Below are 19,154 nucleotides of genomic sequence, written 5' to 3' on the forward strand. Positions count from 1 at the left end.
GCTAACCTCTTGGAAACAAGGGGGTTTTTTTATGCCCTTTTCTAGAATCGCTATCTGGTAGCATAGGAGTCTAAACGATTTCTTTCTATATATTTAACATCAAAGGAGAAGAGGATATGAAGAAATGGAATAGCTTATGGCTAGTCTTTGCGATCGCATTGGTAGCTATATTGGGTGCATGTAGTGAAAAGGACAAACTAGAATCTGCTACACAAAGTGAGAAGGTAGAGCCTTCACAAGCTGAAAAGTCAGACATAACGATTGAAAATAATGGAACAACTCAAGTATATAAGGAAGCCCCAAAAAAAGCGATTAGCTTAAATCAGCACGTGACAGAAATTATGTTAGCTTTAGAGCTAGAAGATTCAATGGTAGGGACGGCGTACTTAGATGACAAAATTTATGAGCCCCTACAAGCGGCCTATGATAAAGTGCCTGTGTTAGCAAAACAGTATCCTACAAAGGAGCAGGTTATTGATGCAGAAGCAGATTTTTTATTAGGTGGTTGGAAAAGCGCCTTTGGAGAGAAAGGTGTTGGAACACAAAAAGAGCTTGAAACATTAGGCATTCACACTTATTTACATACAGCCTCAATCATGACGAAACCAACTTTAGACGATATTTTCACAGATATTCGAAATATCGCAAAAATTTTCCGTGTTGAAGATCGTGGAGAAGCACTAATTGAAAAAATGACAAAGGATGTAGAGGATGTCCGTGCAAAACTACCGCAAAATGGAGAAGAACTGCCTGTTTTAGTGTTTGATAGTGGTGATAAAGAGATCTTCACTGCAGGACAAAACATTATGAATGAACTTGTTACGATGGCCGGCGGTAAAAATATTTTTGGTGATGTGGAATCGGGTTGGACTACGGTGTCCAAAGAAGAAACAGTAGAACGTAATCCAGCGGTCGTAGTTGTCATAGATTACGGAGAAACAACAGCGGAAGCAAAAATAAACTTCTTAAAAAATGATCCAGCCTTGAAGGAAATGGAAGCAGTCAAAAACGAACGCTTTGTGATTCTACCACTTTCTGCTGCATCTGAAGGGGTACGTGCTGCAGAAGCCATTCAAATTTTGGCGAAAGGCTTCTATCCTGAGAGTTTTTAAGTATCCAATAAATGGGGGGCTAGCAATTGGCTAGCTCCTTTTTCATAAGGAGAAGTATTTATGAATGCATTCCGTTCGAATATACCGGACAAAACCTTCGAAAACTTAAACAATAATGGGGATTTTACTCGCCTTGCCGTAAGCCCAGGCATTATTAATAAACATTATACCCCTGCACAATTCCAAACAATAGCAAAGGTTGTAGGGGAAAAGGGTGCCATAAAATACTCTGCCTCTTACAGCATATTATTATCTATCCCAACAGTAGAAATTGAAAAGACGATTGAGGAGCTAGAAGACGCTGGCCTTTATGTGGCAAAGCAAGGTCCGATTGTAGCGATGAAAGCGTGTGATTTTTGTGATGGTGACAAAATGGAGGCAGCACCAATTACAGAAAAGCTATATCATTCATTAAAAGGAATCACTGTCCCTACAAGATTACGTGTAAACGTCAATGGCTGTGCCTCTGCTTGTTATAATGCGGTGTATGATGATATTGGGCTTGTTTATCAAAAGGATAGCTTTGATGTCTATTTAGGAGCAGTGCCGATGGGAGCGAATGCAAAAGCCGGGACACTCTTTGCGAAAAAGGTAGGGGTAGAGCTTATTGAAGGCTTTTTAAAGCAAATCATTGAGCTCTATCAGAAACATGCTCGTCCGAATGAACCCTTTTATAAATTTTATCGCAGAACAAATTCTGCTGATTATTGGAAAGATTTAAACTGACTCATTATCATAATGTGGGTTCGACTTACGTACTGATTGGGTGCTTTACTAGGTGCGTCTGATAAGCCGCTATATGTGAGGATAAGAAGCAAGAAGTGGATTTCATTGGCATATCAATTTACCTTAAAAAGAGGCAAGGACTTACGAAATAAATTATTTTAAATCATAAAAGCGCAAGAAATCATCATTTAAAAAATTGATTTCTTGCGTTTTTTAGTTTTGGCTAATATTGTCCCATCTTCTCGATTTACAAAAATTTTTGTTAAGTTGTTTGGATTTAGAGAGATAGTGTTATGTGTTCTACATAGCATTAGATAACTTTATCATTTCAGACCATGTATTGCAGAAGGACCGTTTAGGAAAAAATCATAACAAGGCTTGTATGTTTCGTTTTCTGATTTTTCAGAAATAATAATGACGATTTAACTATGTCATGATATGGTTGTTGAGAAAACGTTATGTGATTCTGTCTTCTTCATTATTTGATCTCCTAAGGTGATTTATTTCCCCTGGTGTATTCAAGGGAATTGAGTACTCTTTGTCGAATTATCTTATTTAGAAAAGTATAATATTTATGGAGTTAATTGTGATTTTGATTATTTGAAGTTTAAAACGTGATAGGAATGATTAGAATAGTGGCTTTCTAAAGATGAGATTTGCAATATTAAAATTTAGTAAACTGTAAAAGAGAAATTACTTAAGAATGAGGATAAAACTTTGTTTTCGTGTATATTCCAAATAACCTAATTAAGCATATTTCTTTCTATAGACAAAAATAATTTTTGGGGAAGTGTTTGCCACATGGATTCAAAGCAAAAGGAAACACCAGAAGAAAAAAGAGAACGTATAAGACAAAGTGAATTAAAAAATAATCCTACTGGTTCTCTAAACGATGGAGTAAATAGAGGAATTGGTGGGAATTTAGCTGGTATGGGTTGGAAAGATACATTGCTATTGATAGTAGTATTATTTATAGGATATCTAGTATACAAATTTATTTTCAGTTAAAAATAAAAATTATCAGAAAATTCATCCTTTTTCGACAAAAGTGTGTTAATAATATAGAAAATCAAAGAAAGGATGATAATAATATGTTCAAAAAAATCTTTACTACTATTTTTGTACTGTCTCTTTTCGGATTTTTGTCAATAGGTACTAGTTATGCAAGAGATGATTTATCAAACACTAAGTTATTAGATGATGCTCAAGTTAAAGTTAGTATTACTAACGATGAAACGGGAGAAACTAAATTTTTAGATCCAATCATTTTAGAAAATAAGCAGCAGGTTAAATTTTTGGAATATGACGATGAGTCAGTAGTTTTCGGTTATGATGTTTTTATTCCTATAGAAAATCAAAACTCTCTAAATATTACTCCTTTTGATGTTGGTGGGGTATAACAACTGAATCTGGAATCACTGCTAGATTATACGGCGAATATAGTTTAAGATCAAATAACACAGAGATTAAATTAAAAAAAGTATATGGTGGTTGGACTACAAGTCACCAAATGTATGTATTATCAAATAGAACAGTTAACGCTCATTCTGGTTCTGCACTCGGTACTAGCCTTCCTACAAAAAATCCAAAGTCAAATAGTTTTAATTATATTACTGGATTTGGATGGAATATGTTTGGGGGCGGAGATGGTAGTCCAAGAGCATGGTCTTCAGTAAAAGTTTCAATAACTGGAATGACCTCCACATCAACTGTTAAATTGGACGTCATATTCCCTAATAAATAAAAAGATTTTTTGAGTATAGAATTCAAAAAGTTAGAATAACCAGAATGTAGATGCAAAACTAGTGGGTATCCAAAGAAAAAAGAAATCGATGTTCATTCGATTTCTTTTTTTCTTGGATTCATTGATTATTTTATTTTCTATATCCTATTTCTTTGTTAATGGCCGTGTACCTGTTTTTCTTCTAAAAACATTGTTGGCATTATGTGATATCAATTTCTTGAAGTTATATTTCTAAAACTAGCGATAAAACAACTTGATTACATTATATAAACATAAAGGCTCTTCTTTCTAATTGGTTATTTTGCAGTAACACAAACTTTATCAGAAGGTGTCCTTTCTTTTTAATCAAAATTTATATATTTAAATTCAAATCCTATAAAACCTTATTATTTGTATAATTATTGAGGTCATATACCAGAACTTCTGATTTACAAACTCTCAAATATAAATATTAAAAGTAATTCGCAATTCACCCGTTCTAATTCTTTCAACTATAAAATTATCTTTAGAATAAAAAAACAATTTCTCCGAAAAGGAGGAATAATACTTAGTGTATCGAAATATTGTACTAAGTAACCAAATTTTCACACAAAGGGGATAAGGAAATTATGACATTGAAACAAGGGATAAAACCAGAAGATCTATATGAATTAAAATCAGTGGCGGATCCACAAGTATCACCTGATGGAACAGAAGTGGTGTATGTACAGACTCATATTGATGAGAAGAAAAAGGACTATGTGTCTAATTTATTTTACATAAATTTGGATGATAAAAAAACGCAACAATGGACATTTGGGGAAGATAAAACGCATTCACCTGTTTGGTCTCCGGATGGCAGTAAAATCGCGTTTGTGTCATCGAGAAATGGCAAACCACAAATTTTTGTTCTTTCAAAAACAGGCGGGGAAGCGAAACAAGTTACGAATTGTAAAAACGGTGCGACATCGCCTACTTGGTCTCCTTGTGGAGAGAAAATTGCCTTCTCTGTACAGCTTGGTAAAGATGAAAACATTGATGATAAAGTTGAGAACAATCAAAAGGAAGACAAAGAGCTAAAACCACTTGTAATAGATAAGATGAAACATAAATCAGATGGAGCTGGATTTATGGATATGGAGCAATTTTATCAAATTGCGATCGTTCATCTTGCATCAGGAGAATTAGAGCTACTGACGGAAGGGAAACATAATTTACAGCTTGGTACATGGTCTCCGGATGGAAAATATCTTTCGTACATTGCGGACTTAACAGAGGATCTAGACTTTTCATTCATAAGTGATATTTATTTATTGGATTTAGAAACGAAACATGGTCGCAAGCTAACAGATGGGTCAGGGGTGTTTTACCAAACTTCATGGTCTCCGAACAGCCGCTTCATAGCTTATGTTGGAAACGAAAGAGAATTTGAAAATGCAACACAACCAAAGCTATGGATTTATGATTTGGACAATGATAATCAGACATGTGTTACGAGTGAATTTGACGCGCCTGTCGGTGATTTTGCTATCGGTGATTTCCTTCAAGGTGTTGTTCCTCCACGCCTTCAATGGTTAGAGGATAATAAAAGCTTTTACTTCCAATTGACAGATCACGGAAATACAACAATTTATTTTGGCAATCTATCGGGAGAATTGTATCCAGCTATTCATGATGATCAATATGTATATGGTTTTTCGCTTGATGCTAAAAATGATAGAGCGGTAGTCGCAATCAGTACGACTACAAACCCTGGGGATCTATTTTACGTAAATTTAAATACCGGTGAAAAGGAACAGCTTACTACAGTTAATGAAGAATTTTTAAAGACACGAGCATTATCTGTTCCAGAAGCAATTGAATTTGAAGGGGCAGATGGCTGGAAAGTAAACGGCTGGATGATGAAGCCTATTGGATGTGAAGAAGGGGAGAAATATCCACTTATTCTTGAAATCCATGGTGGTCCGCACGCAATGTATGCTAACTCTTATTTTAACGAATTCCAAATCCTTGCTGCAAAAGGCTTTGCGGTTCTATATACGAATCCTCGAGGAAGTCATGGTTATGGTCAAAAATTTGTGGATGCAGTACGTGGTGATTATGGCGGCAATGATTATAATGATCTAATGGCTGCTGTTGATTATGCATTGGAGCAATATGATTTTATTGACCAAAAGCGTCTCGGCGTTACAGGTGGAAGCTATGGGGGCTTCATGACAAACTGGATTGTTGGACAGACAAATCGATTTAAAGCAGCTGTTACGCAACGTAGCATTTCTAACTGGATTAGCTTTTACGGCGTAAGTGATATCGGCTATTACTTCAATGACTGGCAGATTCAAGCGGGACTAGACGATATAGAGAAGCTATGGCAACATTCCCCACTTAAGTATGTGGACAATGTGGAGACGCCATTGTTAATTTTACACAGTGAAAAAGACTATCGCTGTCCGATTGAACAAGCAGAGCAATTGTTTATCGCCTTAAAACATCGTAAAAAAGAAACGAAACTTGTACGCTTCCCTGAAGCCAATCACGAACTTTCAAGGAGCGGAAAACCAACGTTACGAATTAATCGACTAGAATATATTAGAGATTGGTTTGTAGACTATCTATAAGAAAAATATTGGTGGCTTAAGAAGTGGAAATACTTCTTAAGCCACCTTTTTATAGGGAGGGAAAAACCTTTTTTATCTTGAGGAAGGAAATAGATGATTGAAATACTTTTTAGCTATTCATTAATTATTCCGTAATACACCAAATCCTCATATTTTCCGTCTTTAATGATGTGGTCCTTTAAAATTCCTTCTTGTTTCATGCCGATCTTGTCCATTACTTTTCCAGAAGCGGGGTTCGTTGAAAAATATCGAGCAAATACTTTATGCAATTTCTTTTCTTCAAAAGCGAATTGAAGAATCGACTGCGCCGCCTCCGTGGCATAGCCTTTTCCCCAATGCTCCTCGCCAATCCAATAGGCGATTTCACCTTGCTTAAAACGTTTATTATTCGATAATGCAATGGCTCCATATAATTCGCCGGTTTTCTTATCTGTAACTGCAAACTCGTACGAAATATCCTTCGTAAAATTATCGTAATGATGTTCCATCCATGATAATGCATCATCTAAACTATATGGATAAGGTAGGTACATCGTGCTTTTGTATATATTATAGTTATTGCAAAGCTTTGCAACCGTTTTTGCATCAGTTGTTTCAAATAATCTAAGAACGAGTCTTTCTGTAGTAATCATTAATTTTTCATGAACATATCCCATTTAATCATCTCCGTTTATCGATATTTGGTGTTATTTAAGAACCCAAAATTTTAGCAAGGAATAAGAAAAATAAATAGAAACCGAAAGAGGAAACACATAAGCAAATAACAAAGATGGACATTAAGTTGTCAAATAAACTATTTGTTTTATAATTTTTTAAAATAAATAATCCGAAACCGATTCCTAATAGAAATATTAATGGCCAAAAATATGAAATGATATTAAGTGCTAAAACATTAGATGTTGAATTAATAAAATAAGTTGTACAAATTAATCCAAAAGTAACTGAAGTCATTGTCATAATGAATGATTTCATTTTTAAAAATTCCAGTCTAAATCACTCCTTTTTAAGTTTCCTTCCTTTATTTTCCGTCTTGTACTATTTGATATATGCCCCAGGAAAGCACCCAGTTGGAACAAAAATTAACCCCATTATTTAACGATATATCAATAATTTGTAAATGATATTTTATAACATTCTGAGAATTCTAGCAATGTAGCAAGAGGGTTTATCTATATTTTTCTGCCAAACAAAAAGACAGAATCATTTGGGAGTGATTCTGTCTAATTTCATTTAGTTAAGTTTTTGAATGAAAACAACTTTTAAGTAATTGAATTCTGGATATTCACGTGTGGCACGGAAATCCTTTGGTAAGCTAAATTCTTCAACAATTTTATAGGCTGTTTTAGTTTCTTTAAATGCTTGGTCAATAAAGCTCTTGAATTTTTTCATCCCGAAGCTTGCATTGTTCGTTGAGGCAACGATGATACCGTTTTTCTCCGTAATAGCGATTGTATCTACTAGTAATTTAGGGTAGTCTTTCGCAGTTGAGAACGTTCTTTCCTTCGTACGTGCAAAGCTTGGTGGATCTAAAACTACAAGGTCAAATTTTAAATTGTGGCGCTGAGCATATTTAAAATAGTTAAAGACATCCATTACTTTAATGTCCTGTGATTCGTAGTCAATACTATTAACGCTAAATTGCTCAATTGTTTTGGCTAAACTACGCTTTGCAACATCTACACTTGTTGTTTTTACTGCTCCTCCAAGTGCCGCTGCGACAGAAAATGCCCCCGTATAGGAGAACGTATTTAGCATATTTTTACCTTCCGCATAACGTTCACGAATGGCAAGTCTCACTTCACGTTGATCGAGGAAAATACCTGTCATGGCGCCATCGTTTAAATTAACAGCGTAGTTCATATTATTTTCCGATACGATAATTGGGAATTCGCCAGGCGTTCCCATGACAAAATCGTCCTGTTCCATATACTGACCTTTCGTATCGAAACGTTTTTTCTCATAAATAGCCTTGTAGTCTACTGTCTCTGCAAGGGCTTCATACACTTCTTCTTTAAATGAATAAATGCCGGCGCTATACCAGCTCACCATATAGTAAGAATCGAAAAAGTCAATCGTTAGACCGCCAATGCCATCACCCTCGCCATTAAAGATTCGGAAGGCTGTTGTTTGAGGATTGTTGAAAAATGCTTCACGATTTTGTATGGCCTTATTAATTTTTTTCATAAAAAAGGCTTTGTCTATTGTTTCGTTAGCATCGGTCGTTAGCACCCAACCAATACCTTTATTTTGTATGCCATAGTATCCTGTACCAATAAAATGGTTATGATTATCCATAAGTCTTAGTAGTGCACCTTCTTCTTTTGGAAGATGACGTGCATCAACTGCATCTTTCGAAATAAGAGGGTAGCCTTTTTTTAATTGAACAGAAAATGGATTGTTAATTTGTAAAGCAATAGATTGTGTCATGTTGTCATCCTTTAAAAAACGTTTTGCTCTATTATCGCACTATTTTATGCAGATAGACAAATTTATTTCACGAAATTAGCAATTTTTTCAGTAGTTTCAATCGTTGCTTCTTCAAAAAAATTCATTTTACTAAAGTAACTATGGATTAAACCAGTCATATTGACATGTTCAACAGTCACTCCGGCGTCTGTAAGCTTATGCGCGTATGCAAGACCTTCATCGTAGAGGACATCTGCCTCAGCAGCAATAATGATTGTTTTCGGTAAAACACTGAAATCTTCAATCTGAAGTGGAGAGACAAGTGGATTCATATAGTTTTGTTCATCTGTGTAATGACCCGCAAACCATTGCATTCCTTGTTTGTCTAAGCCGAAGTGTTCGCCGTACGCATTGTAAGAAGCCGTTGTAAAATCAACATTGACTACAGGATAAATAAGTGCCTGCGCTTTAATTACTGGTCCATTAAATGTAGCAGCTAAATAGGCAGCTACTGTTGCTAAGTTTCCGCCTGCGCTATCACCAGCGACTGTCAGATTTGTTGCATCTCCACCAAAATTTTGGATGTTTTCGCTAACCCACACTAAAGCGTCATAGGCATCGTAGAGTGGTGTAGGGAATGGGTATTCTGGAGCTAAGCGATAATCAACTGAAACGACGATGGCTTGTGCTTTTTCTGCTAGTAGCTGACAGCCTGCATCGGTAGAGTCAATATTTCCAAATACCCAACCGCCTCCATGATAATAAACAATGACAGGAAGCTTTTCGTCTAAAATAGGTTTATAAATGCGCACATTAATTTGCGCACCATCTCGAACGGTTATTTTTCTATTGTCAATTGCCGCAAGCTGTGGGCTGTGTGGTGACGTCCATTTTGGCACAACTCGAAAGGCTCTCGCTTCTTGTGGTGATAGTTCATAATACTGTTTAGAAGAATCACTTGCTTTTATATAATGGATCGCTTCATCTCTTAACTTCGTCATCTTCATCAATCCTTTTAATTACTTTGATAACTCTATTATAAACTATTCATATAAAATTACTAGGATTTAATATCGAAAATGAAAATAAATTTAATTTCTATGCAGAAATAATCTGATTGTAAAGTTAAATTATGTTTATAATATAATGAACGATAGTATTTGGAGGGACAATATGATTTCTTTAATTGTGGCACATGATAATAATTATGTGATTGGTTATGAAAATGGCATGCCATGGCATTTGCCTGGGGATTTAAAATATTTTAAGGATAAAACGATGGGGAAGCCTATGATTATGGGGCGTAAAACATTTGAATCCATCGGTAGACCGCTTCCTGGTCGACGCAATATTGTCATTACACGTGACGCAAGTTATCATGCGGACGGGATTGAGGTAGTGACAAGCTTAGAGGGTGCCCTCGCTCTTGCTGGGGATGTTCCAGAAATTATGATTATTGGCGGCGAGCAAATTTTCCGCTTATCCATGGATATCGCAGATCGCCTGTACATTACAAAGATCAATCATTCGTTTAATGGGGATACATACTTCCCGAAATACGAGGATTTTACAGAAGTATCCTCAGAGGAGCCAGAAACTGCACCAGAGGGCTACACATTCCAATATCAGATTTTCGAGCGTAAAAACTAAAGAAAATTAGTACTACGGAAGCACGGTTATAAATGACCGTGCTTTTTGTCGTTACTAAATAAAGGTGTTTGGAAATATTTGTGGAATAAAGAATTATTAGGCTCATTCCTGTGAAGTGGAGGTGATTTACCATTCGGGCGGGTGCTTTAAATTCGATAAGTCCACAGAAGCGACGGATCGAAACCTCGAAACGACGGAAAGAGTCATCAAAGCGATGGAAAGAACCGCAGAAGTGACGGAAGAAGAAGTTTTTAAAGAATTTGTGCAATCGACTTTATAAAGGGGCAGCATCTGTGAGAAAAATAACCTTATCCAATGGAGAAACGATAGAAGTTGAATGTTTGAGCTGTGCAATAACGAGCGGACTCATCGAACCGGATGGAGGAGTAGTCATTGAGACTGACTATTTTCATGCCCATCAAGATGTTGCTTATCCGATAAAGGGATTAATCATTCTAGTATCTAAGCGCCATATTAAATGTTTGGATGAGCTAAATGATGAGGAAAAAATGGATTATATAAACCTTTTATCAAAAATTAGAAAGGCTCAAAGGGACGTATTGGGTATAGAGCATGTTTATTATTTTTATAATGAGGATACGACGCATCATTTTCATACGTGGATGGTGCCACGCTATGAATGGATGTACGAATTTGGACGTTCTGTAGAATCGGTTAGACCCGTTCTACTTCATGCGAGAAATAACATGAATAATGAAGAAAATAAGCAAGAAATGATAGGGGCAATAAAGGCATTAACGAAGGAATTAAAAGGGTTTAACAAATAATAAAAATCGCTTCTTTTTTACGGAAGCGATTTTTGTTATTTTATAAGTAAAAATAAACACAAGCATACATCGCGCCACAGCCAGCTAAAACAAATAGATGCCAAATCGTATGATTGTAGGGAAGTGAACGCCATGCGTAAAAAATCGCTCCAATCGTATAGAAAAGGCCACCTGCTAATAATAAAGCAAAACCATGAAAACCTAAGAAAAGATAGACAGGTTTAACGGCAAAAATAATTAGCCAGCCCATACCGATGTAAAAAATTAAAGAAAGCTTCTCGAATCGATTAATAAAAAAGCATTTAAAAATAACGCCTAGTATCGCAAGGGACCAAATAATACATAATAACGTAATACCTAGTGTGCCACCAATTGCGATTAAAAGGAAAGGTGTATACGTTCCAGCAATTAAAATATATATTGATGAATGGTCAAGAATAGCGAAAAAGTGCTTGTATTTTTCAGGCATGCTATGTAGCAAAGTTGACATTAAAAATAAAATGATCACAGAAGCGCCAAAAATAGTGAACGTAGTTATTTGGAGCGCACTTCCGGTTTGAACTGCTGCTAAAATTAGAACAACTAGAGCTGGAATACTTGCGATAAATCCAATGCCATGAGTAATGGCATTCCACAATTCTTCCTTCCATGTTTTGTAGTCAAAAGAATCAATCATATCGAACACTCCTTTCGTGCATACATTTACTATACCCCAATAATTTTCATACGGGTATTTACATTTGTCATGTTTTCAACATCAAAAGTGTCATATAAATGTCGAAATGTATGAGGGACATTGTTAGACAAGGACTGAACAAAGCGCTATAGTATCCAAGGTAGCGGATTCAAAATGGACTAAAACGAGCGAAACCTAATGACAAATGTCATGTTTACATAATGATTCATTAGTCTATATAATATTTTTAATGAAGTAAAAGGATGTGTCGAAGTGGGACGAATTCATATAGTAACGGACTCAACTTGTGATTTAACAAAAGAAGAAGTAGCGCAGCATGATATACATATTGTGCCTTTAACGATTCAAATTGACGATAAAACATATACAGATGGTGTTGATTTAGAACCACAATCTTTTTTAAGCTTAATGAAAAATGCTAAAAATTTACCTAAAAGCTCACAGCCTGCACCGGGGAAATTTAAAGAATTGTACGATGAGCTTGGTAAAGACGGAGATCAAATTATTTCTCTTCATATGACTGGTGGTATGAGTGGAACAGTGGAATCAGCTCGTCAGGCAGCGCAAATGACGGAATCCGATGTAACTGTGATCGATTCACGTTTTATTGCTATAGGTTTAGCTATTCAAATACGTGAGGCTATTAAAATGCGCGACGCTGGCGCTACGGTTGAGGAAATTGTTGAGCGTCTTGAGAAAGTGCGCGAAAATACGTATTTGTATGTTATTGTTGATACACTTGAAAATCTTATTAAAGGCGGACGAATTGGAAAAGGGACAGGTTTTATCGGTTCTTTATTGAACATAAAAGTAATTGCAAACTTAGAAGGTGGCGCATACAATCCGGTATCCAAAGTACGGAGCCATAAACAGGTTGTGAACTACTTATTTAAACAATTCCAAGCAGACACAGCTGGAAAAACAGTAAAATCAGTTGGGATTTCTCACGCAGAGGGTTTAACAACGATGGGTGGACCATTAAAAGAATTAGTTGAAGGAACAGGTTTTAATGAAGTAGAAATTGCCTTTACTTCACCAATCATTTCAACGCATACTGGCCCAGGTGCTATTGGTTTTATTTATTTTGCAGAATAATATATAAGAGCTACTACATAAATAATTGTAGTGGCTTTTTTTTTCATGTAGCTGTTGAAAAATGCATCGCTCTTTATACGAATAAAAGATGTAAACACACATTTTTTACTCAAAACCTAGGTATAGTGACTTTTCATTGCACTATGAACTATTCTATAATAGAAGAAGAAAATGATGGAAGGTGGTCAAATGAACATTTGGCGAATTATGGTTTTGTCATGTTTGACCGTCTTAGTACTAAGTGGTTGTGCAATATCAATAGATGAACCGGATCCGCAAGCAGACCCAGAAGGGGAGCAGGCAAGGACGGAGCAAGATATGAAACAGGATGAGCAACAAACAGAAAATGAGGAAAAGACCTCAAAGAATGTATTGACGCAAATTTATGAACATTTTTTTGAGCCATCACCAGAGGATTTAGGGAAGATTGATGATAATAACGCAAAGCAACTACATTACTTAGCACTCGGAGATTCTTTAACTGCCGGTGTTGGTGATGAGTATAGTAAAGACGGTTATGTTGGAAGATTAACAGATTCATTAATAGCTTGGCCCTCGATTTCTGATGTTGAAGTCGATAATCGAGGAAAAAGAGGAAGACGTAGTGATCAGTTATTAAAATTAGTGGAAAAAGGGCATTATGATGAAGAGTTGCAAAAAGCACAGCTCATTTCAATTACAATGGGTGGAAACGATGTCATGAAGATCGTTAGAAACGATCTATTTAATTTGAAACGAAATGCTTTTGATAAAGAATTGCGGGCATATAAGAAACGTTATAGTAAAATTATTGAAGGCATTCGAGAGAAAAATCCAACAGTCCCTTTATTACTTATCGGTTTTTATAATCCATTCTCCATCGTGACAAATGAAGCGAATGAATTTGATTCGATTATTACGGAGTGGAATAAAGTCATTGAAGTCATAGCTAAGAAAGATAATAATGCGTGCTATGTATCAGTGGAAGACTTGTTTGATTCAAATAAAGAGCTCGTTTATCATACGGATTTCTTCCATCCAAATGCTAAAGGCTATGACAAAATGAATGAGCGAATAATAAAGGCAATGGAGAAATGTAACATGGAACAAATTGTTAACAAGGAAATAGGGTACGAGGAGTGACAAAATGAATAAGTGGAAATTTGCATTTTTTGCTTTAGCGGGCACACTGCTTTTTGCAATCCTCCTCGTCGTTTTTTTAGCAACTAGACCAGTAGATGGAGTAAATTTAGCGGAAAGTACAAAAGCTGAAAGTGAAGTAAAAGGAAATGTACTCGTTGTGCAAACAACAAGGAAGGAATTAGAATCTATATCGAAAAAGTATTTAAAGGATGCGGGGTCACCATTACCGTTGGACTTTACGATTGGTGACGATATTCAATTGAAAAGTACATTAAAGGTTTTCTATACAGAAATCGATATTTCTATGAACTTCGATCCGATAGTGGATGAGAAAGGGAATATTATTTTAAAACAGACAGGAATGAATGTTGGGCTGTTAAATATTCCACCTGAGACAACGATGAAAATTATGCGAGATACGGTGGATTTCCCTTCATGGATTTCAGTCAATCCAGATAAGGCTGAAATCTATATTGATTTATCGCGCGTAAACATTGCTTCAGGATCTCGTATCAAAGCAAAAGAATTAGACTTGCCAAAGGATAAAATTTTACTAGAAATTATTGTTCCTGGTGCATAAGGAGTGAGATAAATGGCAATGCAATACGCAACATTTGCAGGTGGTTGTTTTTGGTGTATGGTCAAGCCTTTTGACGAAACACCTGGCATTGAATCAGTAATTTCCGGTTATACAGGTGGACATGTTGTTAATCCAACATATGAACAAGTGTGCTCTGAAACGTCAGGGCATTTAGAAGCGGTGCAAATACAGTTTGATGATGAGCTTTATTCTTATGAACAATTACTCGCAACATTTTGGACATTAATTGATCCAACAGACGCTGGAGGCCAATTTTATGATCGTGGAGAGTCCTACACAACCGCGATTTTTTATCACAATGAAGAGCAACGTGATTTGGCTGAACGTTCTAAAGCTGATTTACAGGCATCCGGTAAATTTGATAAACCTATCGCCGTAAAAATTTTACCGGCAAGTTCGTTTTACCATGCAGAAACTTATCACCAATATTATTATAAGAAAAATCCAATGCACTATGAGCGCTATGCTGTAGGATCTGGTCGCAAAGCATTTCAGGAGAAACACTGGGGGGCTGAAAAATGAATAAAGAACAACGTTTACAACAGTTAACGGACATGCAATATTACGTAACACAGGAAAATGGTACGGAGCCACCGTTCCGAAATGAATTTGATAAGCACTTTGACGAGGGTATTTATGTAGATATCGTATCAGGGAAGCCGTTATTTAGCTCGCTTGATAAATTCGATTCAGGTTGCGGCTGGCCTGCATTTACAAAGCCGGTTGAAAAAGAAGAAGTAATGGAGCATTTCGATACATCTCATGGAATGCGTCGCGTAGAGGTTCGCAGCAAAGAAGCCGATTCCCATCTAGGACATGTCTTTCCAGATGGACCAAGTGAACTTGGAGGCTTACGCTATTGCATTAACTCTGCAGCACTCCGCTTTGTACCAAAAGAGGATTTAGAAAAAGAAGGCTATGCAAATTACCTTTCATTATTTAAATAACAACAACTCCTAGCAGGAATCGTGCTAGGAGTTTTTTTATGGTTTTAAAATGATTTTTGTTTCGAGAGTGACGGAACTAGCCATCAAAGCGACGGATAGACTTGTCAGAACGACGGAAAGAGCCACCGAACCGACGAATGACCAATCAATGCACTAAATCGAATATCATTAAGTTAGGTTCCTGAATGTTTGGGTAAGCTACTACATTGAGCTTCATCCAAACATGTGATTGAGAACCTTTTAGGACGTTCAAACTTTAAATTCACTGACAAGATTTCGTAGACTATCTGCTTGTAGTGCAAGCTCTGTGGCAGCGGCATTAATTTCCTGCATGGATGCAGAACCTTGAGTTGCCGCAGCGGCAGAAGTGACGGTGTTGTCAGCTGATTGTTCAGCGTAGGCATTTACCTGTACAAAATCATTCGCTACATTATGACTATAATCAAGTGTTAGTGCAATCTTTTCTACCATAGTCGTGATAATTGTCGATGTTTCTTTAGTATGGGTTAAAATATTGGCTAAAGATTGATTTGTTTCATTCGTTACTTCAACGCCGCGAATAACGGAAGACACACCCTCGTGGTTTTGAGAGATGATGGATGTTACTTCATTTTGAATGGACGTTACAATGGATGTTACTTCTTTTGCGGCAATTTGAGATTGTGCTGCTAGCTTTCGAACTTCATCAGCGACAACAGCAAAGCCTCGACCGTGCTCACCAGCGTGGGCTGCCTCAATCGCAGCATTTAAGGCAAGTAAATTTGTTTGCTCTGAAATAGCAGTAATCGTGCCGATAATAGATGTGATATCGGCGGATTTTCGACCAAGCGCTTCAACTGTGGTAGTCGTGCTAGCCATCGTTTCTTCTATAACTTGCATGACAAACGAAGATTGTTGAACGGAGCGACTGCCATCATTAGCCGCCTCCTGCATAGCTAATGATGCACGCTGAACAGTAATAGCTTGCTCATTTAACTGGTGCACAGAATGCTCAAGATCACTCATTTTTTGTTGCGCGCTCGTCATACTTGAAATCGTATTCTCGCTATCAGATGCGATATCAGTCGTAGCATCTGCAATATTCTGTATAGTACGGGCGTTTTCATCGGCTAAAGACATTAGCTCTTGGCTACTACTTGAAACATGGTCCGCTAGATTACTGACACGTTTCATCAAATTAGATATTGATTTTATTAGTGTATTAGTTGAAGTGGCAATAGTTGAAAACTCATCATGATTACGAACTTTAACTCGTCGTGTCAAGTCTCCGCCAGCCCGTGCAATATCGAGAATGGAGTCGTTAATAGCTTGTGTATTGTTTCTTAATGATTTAAATAACATATAACCAAAAATAATAATGGCAATAAGTCCAAGTATTGAAATGAAGAAGAAAGAAGTAATAGATAGAGTAACTTGCTTGTTAAGCTTATCTAGTTTCGCTTTATTTGCAGCATCCATAACTTCATTAATGGACTCGATATTTTTATCAATATACGCCTTCATCGATTCTCCAGCACCGTCCATCATAAGTTTACGAGCTTGTTCAAGTCCAAGTTCATCACGCATTGTCATAACCTTACTAGAATACTCAAGGTAATTTTTATAATATTGATTGATCGCCTGTATATGACCTAACTCTAGCTCTCTTTCTGTAAACTGCTTTTCTAGGGTCTTCATTTTTTTATCGATGGTATCAATTTTCATTTTATAAGAAGTAGCGAAGTTTCCGTTCCCGGTAATTAAATAGGCTTGTTCTAAATTGGTGAGCCTCGCAATTTCATAAGCAAGTTGGTTAACCGTTAATTGTTCTTGAACGTTTTTCTCAGTAAAATCTTTCATTTGTCTTTGCAGATTTTCAATATTGATATACGATAATAAACCCATTGTGCCATTTATAATAATGAGGAGAGAAAATATAATAAGTACTTTGCCTCGAATTAAATGGTAATAACGTTGTCGTTTTTCTTTGATAGGAGTGATATTATGCCTATCATCTTCTGAAACATCTTTTTTCTTTTTTGAAAAGCTATTCTTAAAAAAAGATGGGCGTTTCTTTACGAATTTACTTTGTTTATGAGAGTCTTTAATCGTCATCACCTTCCAACTTTTGAATAGTTGATTTAAATTTTACCTTATTTTTATAGGTATTTCTATCCCTTTTTTCTAATAATTTTCACTTTTCAGATAAATTATGCGTATTATTTTTCTGTGAGGAAAGTCCGGTTATCTTAAAAGATTGTGCTACTAGTTATAGTGGAGAAACGATATTATTGTGACTAAGAAGGTATTTTTTGATAAACTAGCGGAAAGCAGATGAGTAAAAAGGGGATTTAAGTATGAAAAAGAGCTTTTATTTGTATGTATTGACATTCAGAGGTGGAGATTGGTCAGATGCGAAGGTGCGATTTGCAGAGGAAGTGTTCAATGAGCATAATTTTCCGAAGCAGAGCATGGACTTTGATGAGCTTTCTTCATATATTGAATCTTACGCTACAGATAACTTAAAAATAGAAGTATTTGATGAGTTATGGTCATTATACGTAGATCTCGCGTGATAGTAGTGGAAATAATAAAATTTATTTCAAGTTGCTAGACGTCTAGCGTTGCGAAAATACGAGAAACACAGTATTATTTATAGTGATAACTGACAGAAAAGAGGGATTGCAGTATGAGTATTCATATTAATGCAAAAAAAGGCGAAATCGCTGACACAATTTTACTTCCAGGAGATCCATTACGTGCAAAGTACATTGCTGAGACGTTTTTAGAAGATGTTACTTGCTATAACGAAGTTCGTAACATGTTTGGTTATACAGGTACGTATAAAGGTAAACGTATTTCTGTTCAGGGTACTGGTATGGGTGTGCCATCAATCTCGATTTACGCTACAGAATTAATGCAAGAATATGATGTTCAAAAATTAATCCGCGTAGGTACTTGTGGTGCAATTCAAAAAGATGTAAAAGTTCGTGACGTTATTTTAGCGCAAGCAGCAACATCTGATACACGTATGAACCAAATCATTTGGGGCGGCGCTATCGACTTCGCACCGATCTCTGACTTTGATTTATTATTAAAAGCATACAATGCAGGTAAAGATGCTGGTTTAAACTTACAAGTAGGTAATATCTTCACAGCAGATTTATTCTATTCTGATGAGCACCAAAACGAAAAATTAGCTAAATACGGCGTACTTGCTGTAGAAATGGAATCAGCAGCACTTTACACATTAGCTGCAAAACACGGCCGTAAAGCACTTTCTATCCTAACAGTAAGTGACCACATTCTAACTGGTGAAGTAACATCAGCAGAAGAACGTCAAACTACATTCAACGATATGATCGTTGTAGCTTTAGAAGCAGCAATTCAAGACTAAGCGTAGCAAGAGTTTGTAGTTTGGAAGAAATTTCAAATTGCCCAAACAAATAAATAGCATAAAAAATACTCAATGAGTGACCGAAAATATCGGAGCTTGTTGGGTATTCTTTTATTTATAGTAAGTCGAATAATTCACTCGCTTGTTCCTTTTGTTCTTTGGCAACATAGCAAGCTTACAGAGCCATTTAACGAGCCTGTAAGAGTTGATAGATTTGACTTGGGCTTGTTTCAAGGGACTTTAGGAAGCTTACTTATTTAACAAAAAGGTAAAAATCCAACAATCACTATTTA

19 protein-coding genes are annotated in these 19,154 nt (G+C 36.2%); 14 read left to right on the plus strand and 5 right to left on the minus strand.

Going from position 1 to position 19,154, the window contains the following annotated elements; translation table 11 throughout:
* The first annotated feature begins 116 nt into the window (after positions 1-116).
* The 5 genes from ACFTQ7_RS09415 to ACFTQ7_RS09435 all read left to right on the plus strand — a co-directional run bounded on the left by ACFTQ7_RS09415 (position 117) and on the right by ACFTQ7_RS09435 (position 6,179).
* Positions 117-1,112, plus strand: a complete 996-nt coding sequence (locus ACFTQ7_RS09415; RefSeq protein WP_386828292.1) for an ABC transporter substrate-binding protein — start codon at positions 117-119, stop codon at positions 1,110-1,112.
* 60 nt (positions 1,113-1,172) lie between these two features.
* Positions 1,173-1,838, plus strand: a complete 666-nt coding sequence (locus ACFTQ7_RS09420; RefSeq protein WP_386828293.1) for a precorrin-3B methylase — start codon at positions 1,173-1,175, stop codon at positions 1,836-1,838.
* A gap of 801 nt (positions 1,839-2,639) precedes the next feature.
* On the plus strand, positions 2,640-2,846 hold the full coding sequence (locus ACFTQ7_RS09425; RefSeq protein WP_386828294.1) for a DUF6366 family protein: 207 nt from the start codon (positions 2,640-2,642) through the stop codon (positions 2,844-2,846).
* Positions 2,847-2,929: 83 nt separating this feature from the next.
* Complete coding sequence (locus ACFTQ7_RS09430; RefSeq protein WP_386828295.1) at positions 2,930-3,238, plus strand: hypothetical protein; 309 nt, start codon at positions 2,930-2,932, stop codon at positions 3,236-3,238.
* Between the two features lie 952 nt (positions 3,239-4,190).
* Complete coding sequence (locus tag ACFTQ7_RS09435; protein WP_386828296.1) at positions 4,191-6,179, plus strand: S9 family peptidase; 1,989 nt, start codon at positions 4,191-4,193, stop codon at positions 6,177-6,179.
* Positions 6,180-6,292: 113 nt separating this feature from the next.
* On the opposite strand, the gene ACFTQ7_RS09440 is transcribed toward ACFTQ7_RS09435, so the two are convergent.
* The 3 genes from ACFTQ7_RS09440 to ACFTQ7_RS09450 all read right to left on the minus strand — a co-directional run bounded on the left by ACFTQ7_RS09440 (position 6,293) and on the right by ACFTQ7_RS09450 (position 9,586).
* The gene (locus ACFTQ7_RS09440) at positions 6,293-6,835 is read right to left on the minus strand and encodes a GNAT family N-acetyltransferase (protein ID WP_386828297.1); all 543 of its coding nucleotides are present in this window, start codon (positions 6,833-6,835) and stop codon (positions 6,293-6,295) included.
* Between the two features lie 574 nt (positions 6,836-7,409).
* Positions 7,410-8,606 carry a class I SAM-dependent rRNA methyltransferase gene (locus ACFTQ7_RS09445; RefSeq protein WP_386828298.1) on the minus strand — a complete coding sequence of 399 codons (1,197 nt, stop codon included), beginning with the start codon at positions 8,604-8,606 and terminating at the stop codon, positions 7,410-7,412.
* A gap of 62 nt (positions 8,607-8,668) precedes the next feature.
* On the minus strand, positions 8,669-9,586 hold the full coding sequence (locus ACFTQ7_RS09450) for an alpha/beta hydrolase (protein WP_386828299.1): 918 nt from the start codon (positions 9,584-9,586) through the stop codon (positions 8,669-8,671).
* A 172-nt stretch (positions 9,587-9,758) separates the two neighbouring features.
* On the opposite strand from ACFTQ7_RS09450, the gene ACFTQ7_RS09455 reads away from it, so the two are divergent.
* Positions 9,759-10,235, plus strand: a complete 477-nt coding sequence (locus ACFTQ7_RS09455) for a dihydrofolate reductase (RefSeq protein WP_079561107.1) — start codon at positions 9,759-9,761, stop codon at positions 10,233-10,235.
* Positions 10,236-10,528: 293 nt separating this feature from the next.
* Positions 10,529-11,023: an HIT family protein gene (locus ACFTQ7_RS09460; RefSeq protein WP_386828300.1), complete on the plus strand. Its 495-nt coding sequence runs from the start codon at positions 10,529-10,531 to the stop codon at positions 11,021-11,023.
* 40 nt (positions 11,024-11,063) lie between these two features.
* On the opposite strand, the gene trhA is transcribed toward ACFTQ7_RS09460, so the two are convergent.
* The gene (gene trhA / locus ACFTQ7_RS09465) at positions 11,064-11,699 is read right to left on the minus strand and encodes a PAQR family membrane homeostasis protein TrhA (protein ID WP_386828301.1); all 636 of its coding nucleotides are present in this window, start codon (positions 11,697-11,699) and stop codon (positions 11,064-11,066) included.
* Between the two features lie 273 nt (positions 11,700-11,972).
* Here trhA and ACFTQ7_RS09470 point away from each other — a divergent pair, with 273 nt between their 5' ends.
* The 5 genes from ACFTQ7_RS09470 to msrB all read left to right on the plus strand — a co-directional run bounded on the left by ACFTQ7_RS09470 (position 11,973) and on the right by msrB (position 15,485).
* Complete coding sequence (locus ACFTQ7_RS09470; RefSeq protein ID WP_386828302.1) at positions 11,973-12,815, plus strand: DegV family protein; 843 nt, start codon at positions 11,973-11,975, stop codon at positions 12,813-12,815.
* Between the two features lie 189 nt (positions 12,816-13,004).
* Positions 13,005-13,937, plus strand: a complete 933-nt coding sequence (locus ACFTQ7_RS09475; protein WP_386828303.1) for a GDSL-type esterase/lipase family protein — start codon at positions 13,005-13,007, stop codon at positions 13,935-13,937.
* A 4-nt stretch (positions 13,938-13,941) separates the two neighbouring features.
* Positions 13,942-14,517, plus strand: coding sequence for a YpmS family protein (locus ACFTQ7_RS09480; protein WP_349659925.1), 576 nt, complete (start codon positions 13,942-13,944; stop codon positions 14,515-14,517).
* 12 nt (positions 14,518-14,529) lie between these two features.
* Positions 14,530-15,060 carry a peptide-methionine (S)-S-oxide reductase MsrA gene (gene msrA, locus ACFTQ7_RS09485; protein WP_386828304.1) on the plus strand — a complete coding sequence of 177 codons (531 nt, stop codon included), beginning with the start codon at positions 14,530-14,532 and terminating at the stop codon, positions 15,058-15,060.
* Complete coding sequence (gene msrB / locus ACFTQ7_RS09490) at positions 15,057-15,485, plus strand: peptide-methionine (R)-S-oxide reductase MsrB (protein WP_386828305.1); 429 nt, start codon at positions 15,057-15,059, stop codon at positions 15,483-15,485. The genes msrA and msrB overlap by 4 nt, the downstream gene beginning before the upstream one ends.
* Before the next feature lie 249 nt (positions 15,486-15,734).
* On the opposite strand, the gene ACFTQ7_RS09495 is transcribed toward msrB, so the two are convergent.
* Positions 15,735-17,579 carry a methyl-accepting chemotaxis protein gene (locus ACFTQ7_RS09495; protein WP_386828306.1) on the minus strand — a complete coding sequence of 615 codons (1,845 nt, stop codon included), beginning with the start codon at positions 17,577-17,579 and terminating at the stop codon, positions 15,735-15,737.
* Positions 17,580-17,821: 242 nt separating this feature from the next.
* On the opposite strand from ACFTQ7_RS09495, the gene ACFTQ7_RS09500 reads away from it, so the two are divergent.
* Positions 17,822-18,040 carry a YozE family protein gene (locus ACFTQ7_RS09500; protein WP_323650052.1) on the plus strand — a complete coding sequence of 73 codons (219 nt, stop codon included), beginning with the start codon at positions 17,822-17,824 and terminating at the stop codon, positions 18,038-18,040.
* A 113-nt stretch (positions 18,041-18,153) separates the two neighbouring features.
* Positions 18,154-18,861, plus strand: coding sequence for a purine-nucleoside phosphorylase (deoD, locus tag ACFTQ7_RS09505; protein ID WP_386828307.1), 708 nt, complete (start codon positions 18,154-18,156; stop codon positions 18,859-18,861).
* Positions 18,862-19,154: the final 293 nt, after the last annotated feature.

Source organism: Lysinibacillus sp. NPDC056959 (assembly GCF_042674095.1).
Lineage (GTDB): Bacteria > Bacillota > Bacilli > Bacillales_A > Planococcaceae > Lysinibacillus > Lysinibacillus zambalensis.

What these genes read in the sequence shown, in the direction of transcription:
- ACFTQ7_RS09495 (WP_386828306.1), bottom strand. Translation starts at nt 17,579, where the DNA reads ATGACGATTAAAGACTCTCATAAACAAAGTAAATTCGTAAAGAAACGC.
- ACFTQ7_RS09475 (WP_386828303.1), top strand. Translation starts at nt 13,005, where the DNA reads ATGAACATTTGGCGAATTATGGTTTTGTCATGTTTGACCGTCTTAGTA.
- ACFTQ7_RS09450 (WP_386828299.1), bottom strand. Translation starts at nt 9,586, where the DNA reads ATGACGAAGTTAAGAGATGAAGCGATCCATTATATAAAAGCAAGTGAT.
- ACFTQ7_RS09455 (WP_079561107.1), top strand. Translation starts at nt 9,759, where the DNA reads ATGATTTCTTTAATTGTGGCACATGATAATAATTATGTGATTGGTTAT.
- ACFTQ7_RS09420 (WP_386828293.1), top strand. Translation starts at nt 1,173, where the DNA reads ATGAATGCATTCCGTTCGAATATACCGGACAAAACCTTCGAAAACTTA.
- ACFTQ7_RS09415 (WP_386828292.1), top strand. Translation starts at nt 117, where the DNA reads ATGAAGAAATGGAATAGCTTATGGCTAGTCTTTGCGATCGCATTGGTA.
- deoD (WP_386828307.1), top strand. Translation starts at nt 18,154, where the DNA reads ATGAGTATTCATATTAATGCAAAAAAAGGCGAAATCGCTGACACAATT.
- ACFTQ7_RS09440 (WP_386828297.1), bottom strand. Translation starts at nt 6,835, where the DNA reads ATGGGATATGTTCATGAAAAATTAATGATTACTACAGAAAGACTCGTT.
- ACFTQ7_RS09500 (WP_323650052.1), top strand. Translation starts at nt 17,822, where the DNA reads ATGAAAAAGAGCTTTTATTTGTATGTATTGACATTCAGAGGTGGAGAT.
- ACFTQ7_RS09425 (WP_386828294.1), top strand. Translation starts at nt 2,640, where the DNA reads ATGGATTCAAAGCAAAAGGAAACACCAGAAGAAAAAAGAGAACGTATA.
- ACFTQ7_RS09430 (WP_386828295.1), top strand. Translation starts at nt 2,930, where the DNA reads ATGTTCAAAAAAATCTTTACTACTATTTTTGTACTGTCTCTTTTCGGA.
- ACFTQ7_RS09435 (WP_386828296.1), top strand. Translation starts at nt 4,191, where the DNA reads ATGACATTGAAACAAGGGATAAAACCAGAAGATCTATATGAATTAAAA.
- trhA (WP_386828301.1), bottom strand. Translation starts at nt 11,699, where the DNA reads ATGATTGATTCTTTTGACTACAAAACATGGAAGGAAGAATTGTGGAAT.
- ACFTQ7_RS09445 (WP_386828298.1), bottom strand. Translation starts at nt 8,606, where the DNA reads ATGACACAATCTATTGCTTTACAAATTAACAATCCATTTTCTGTTCAA.
- ACFTQ7_RS09480 (WP_349659925.1), top strand. Translation starts at nt 13,942, where the DNA reads ATGAATAAGTGGAAATTTGCATTTTTTGCTTTAGCGGGCACACTGCTT.
- msrA (WP_386828304.1), top strand. Translation starts at nt 14,530, where the DNA reads ATGGCAATGCAATACGCAACATTTGCAGGTGGTTGTTTTTGGTGTATG.
- msrB (WP_386828305.1), top strand. Translation starts at nt 15,057, where the DNA reads ATGAATAAAGAACAACGTTTACAACAGTTAACGGACATGCAATATTAC.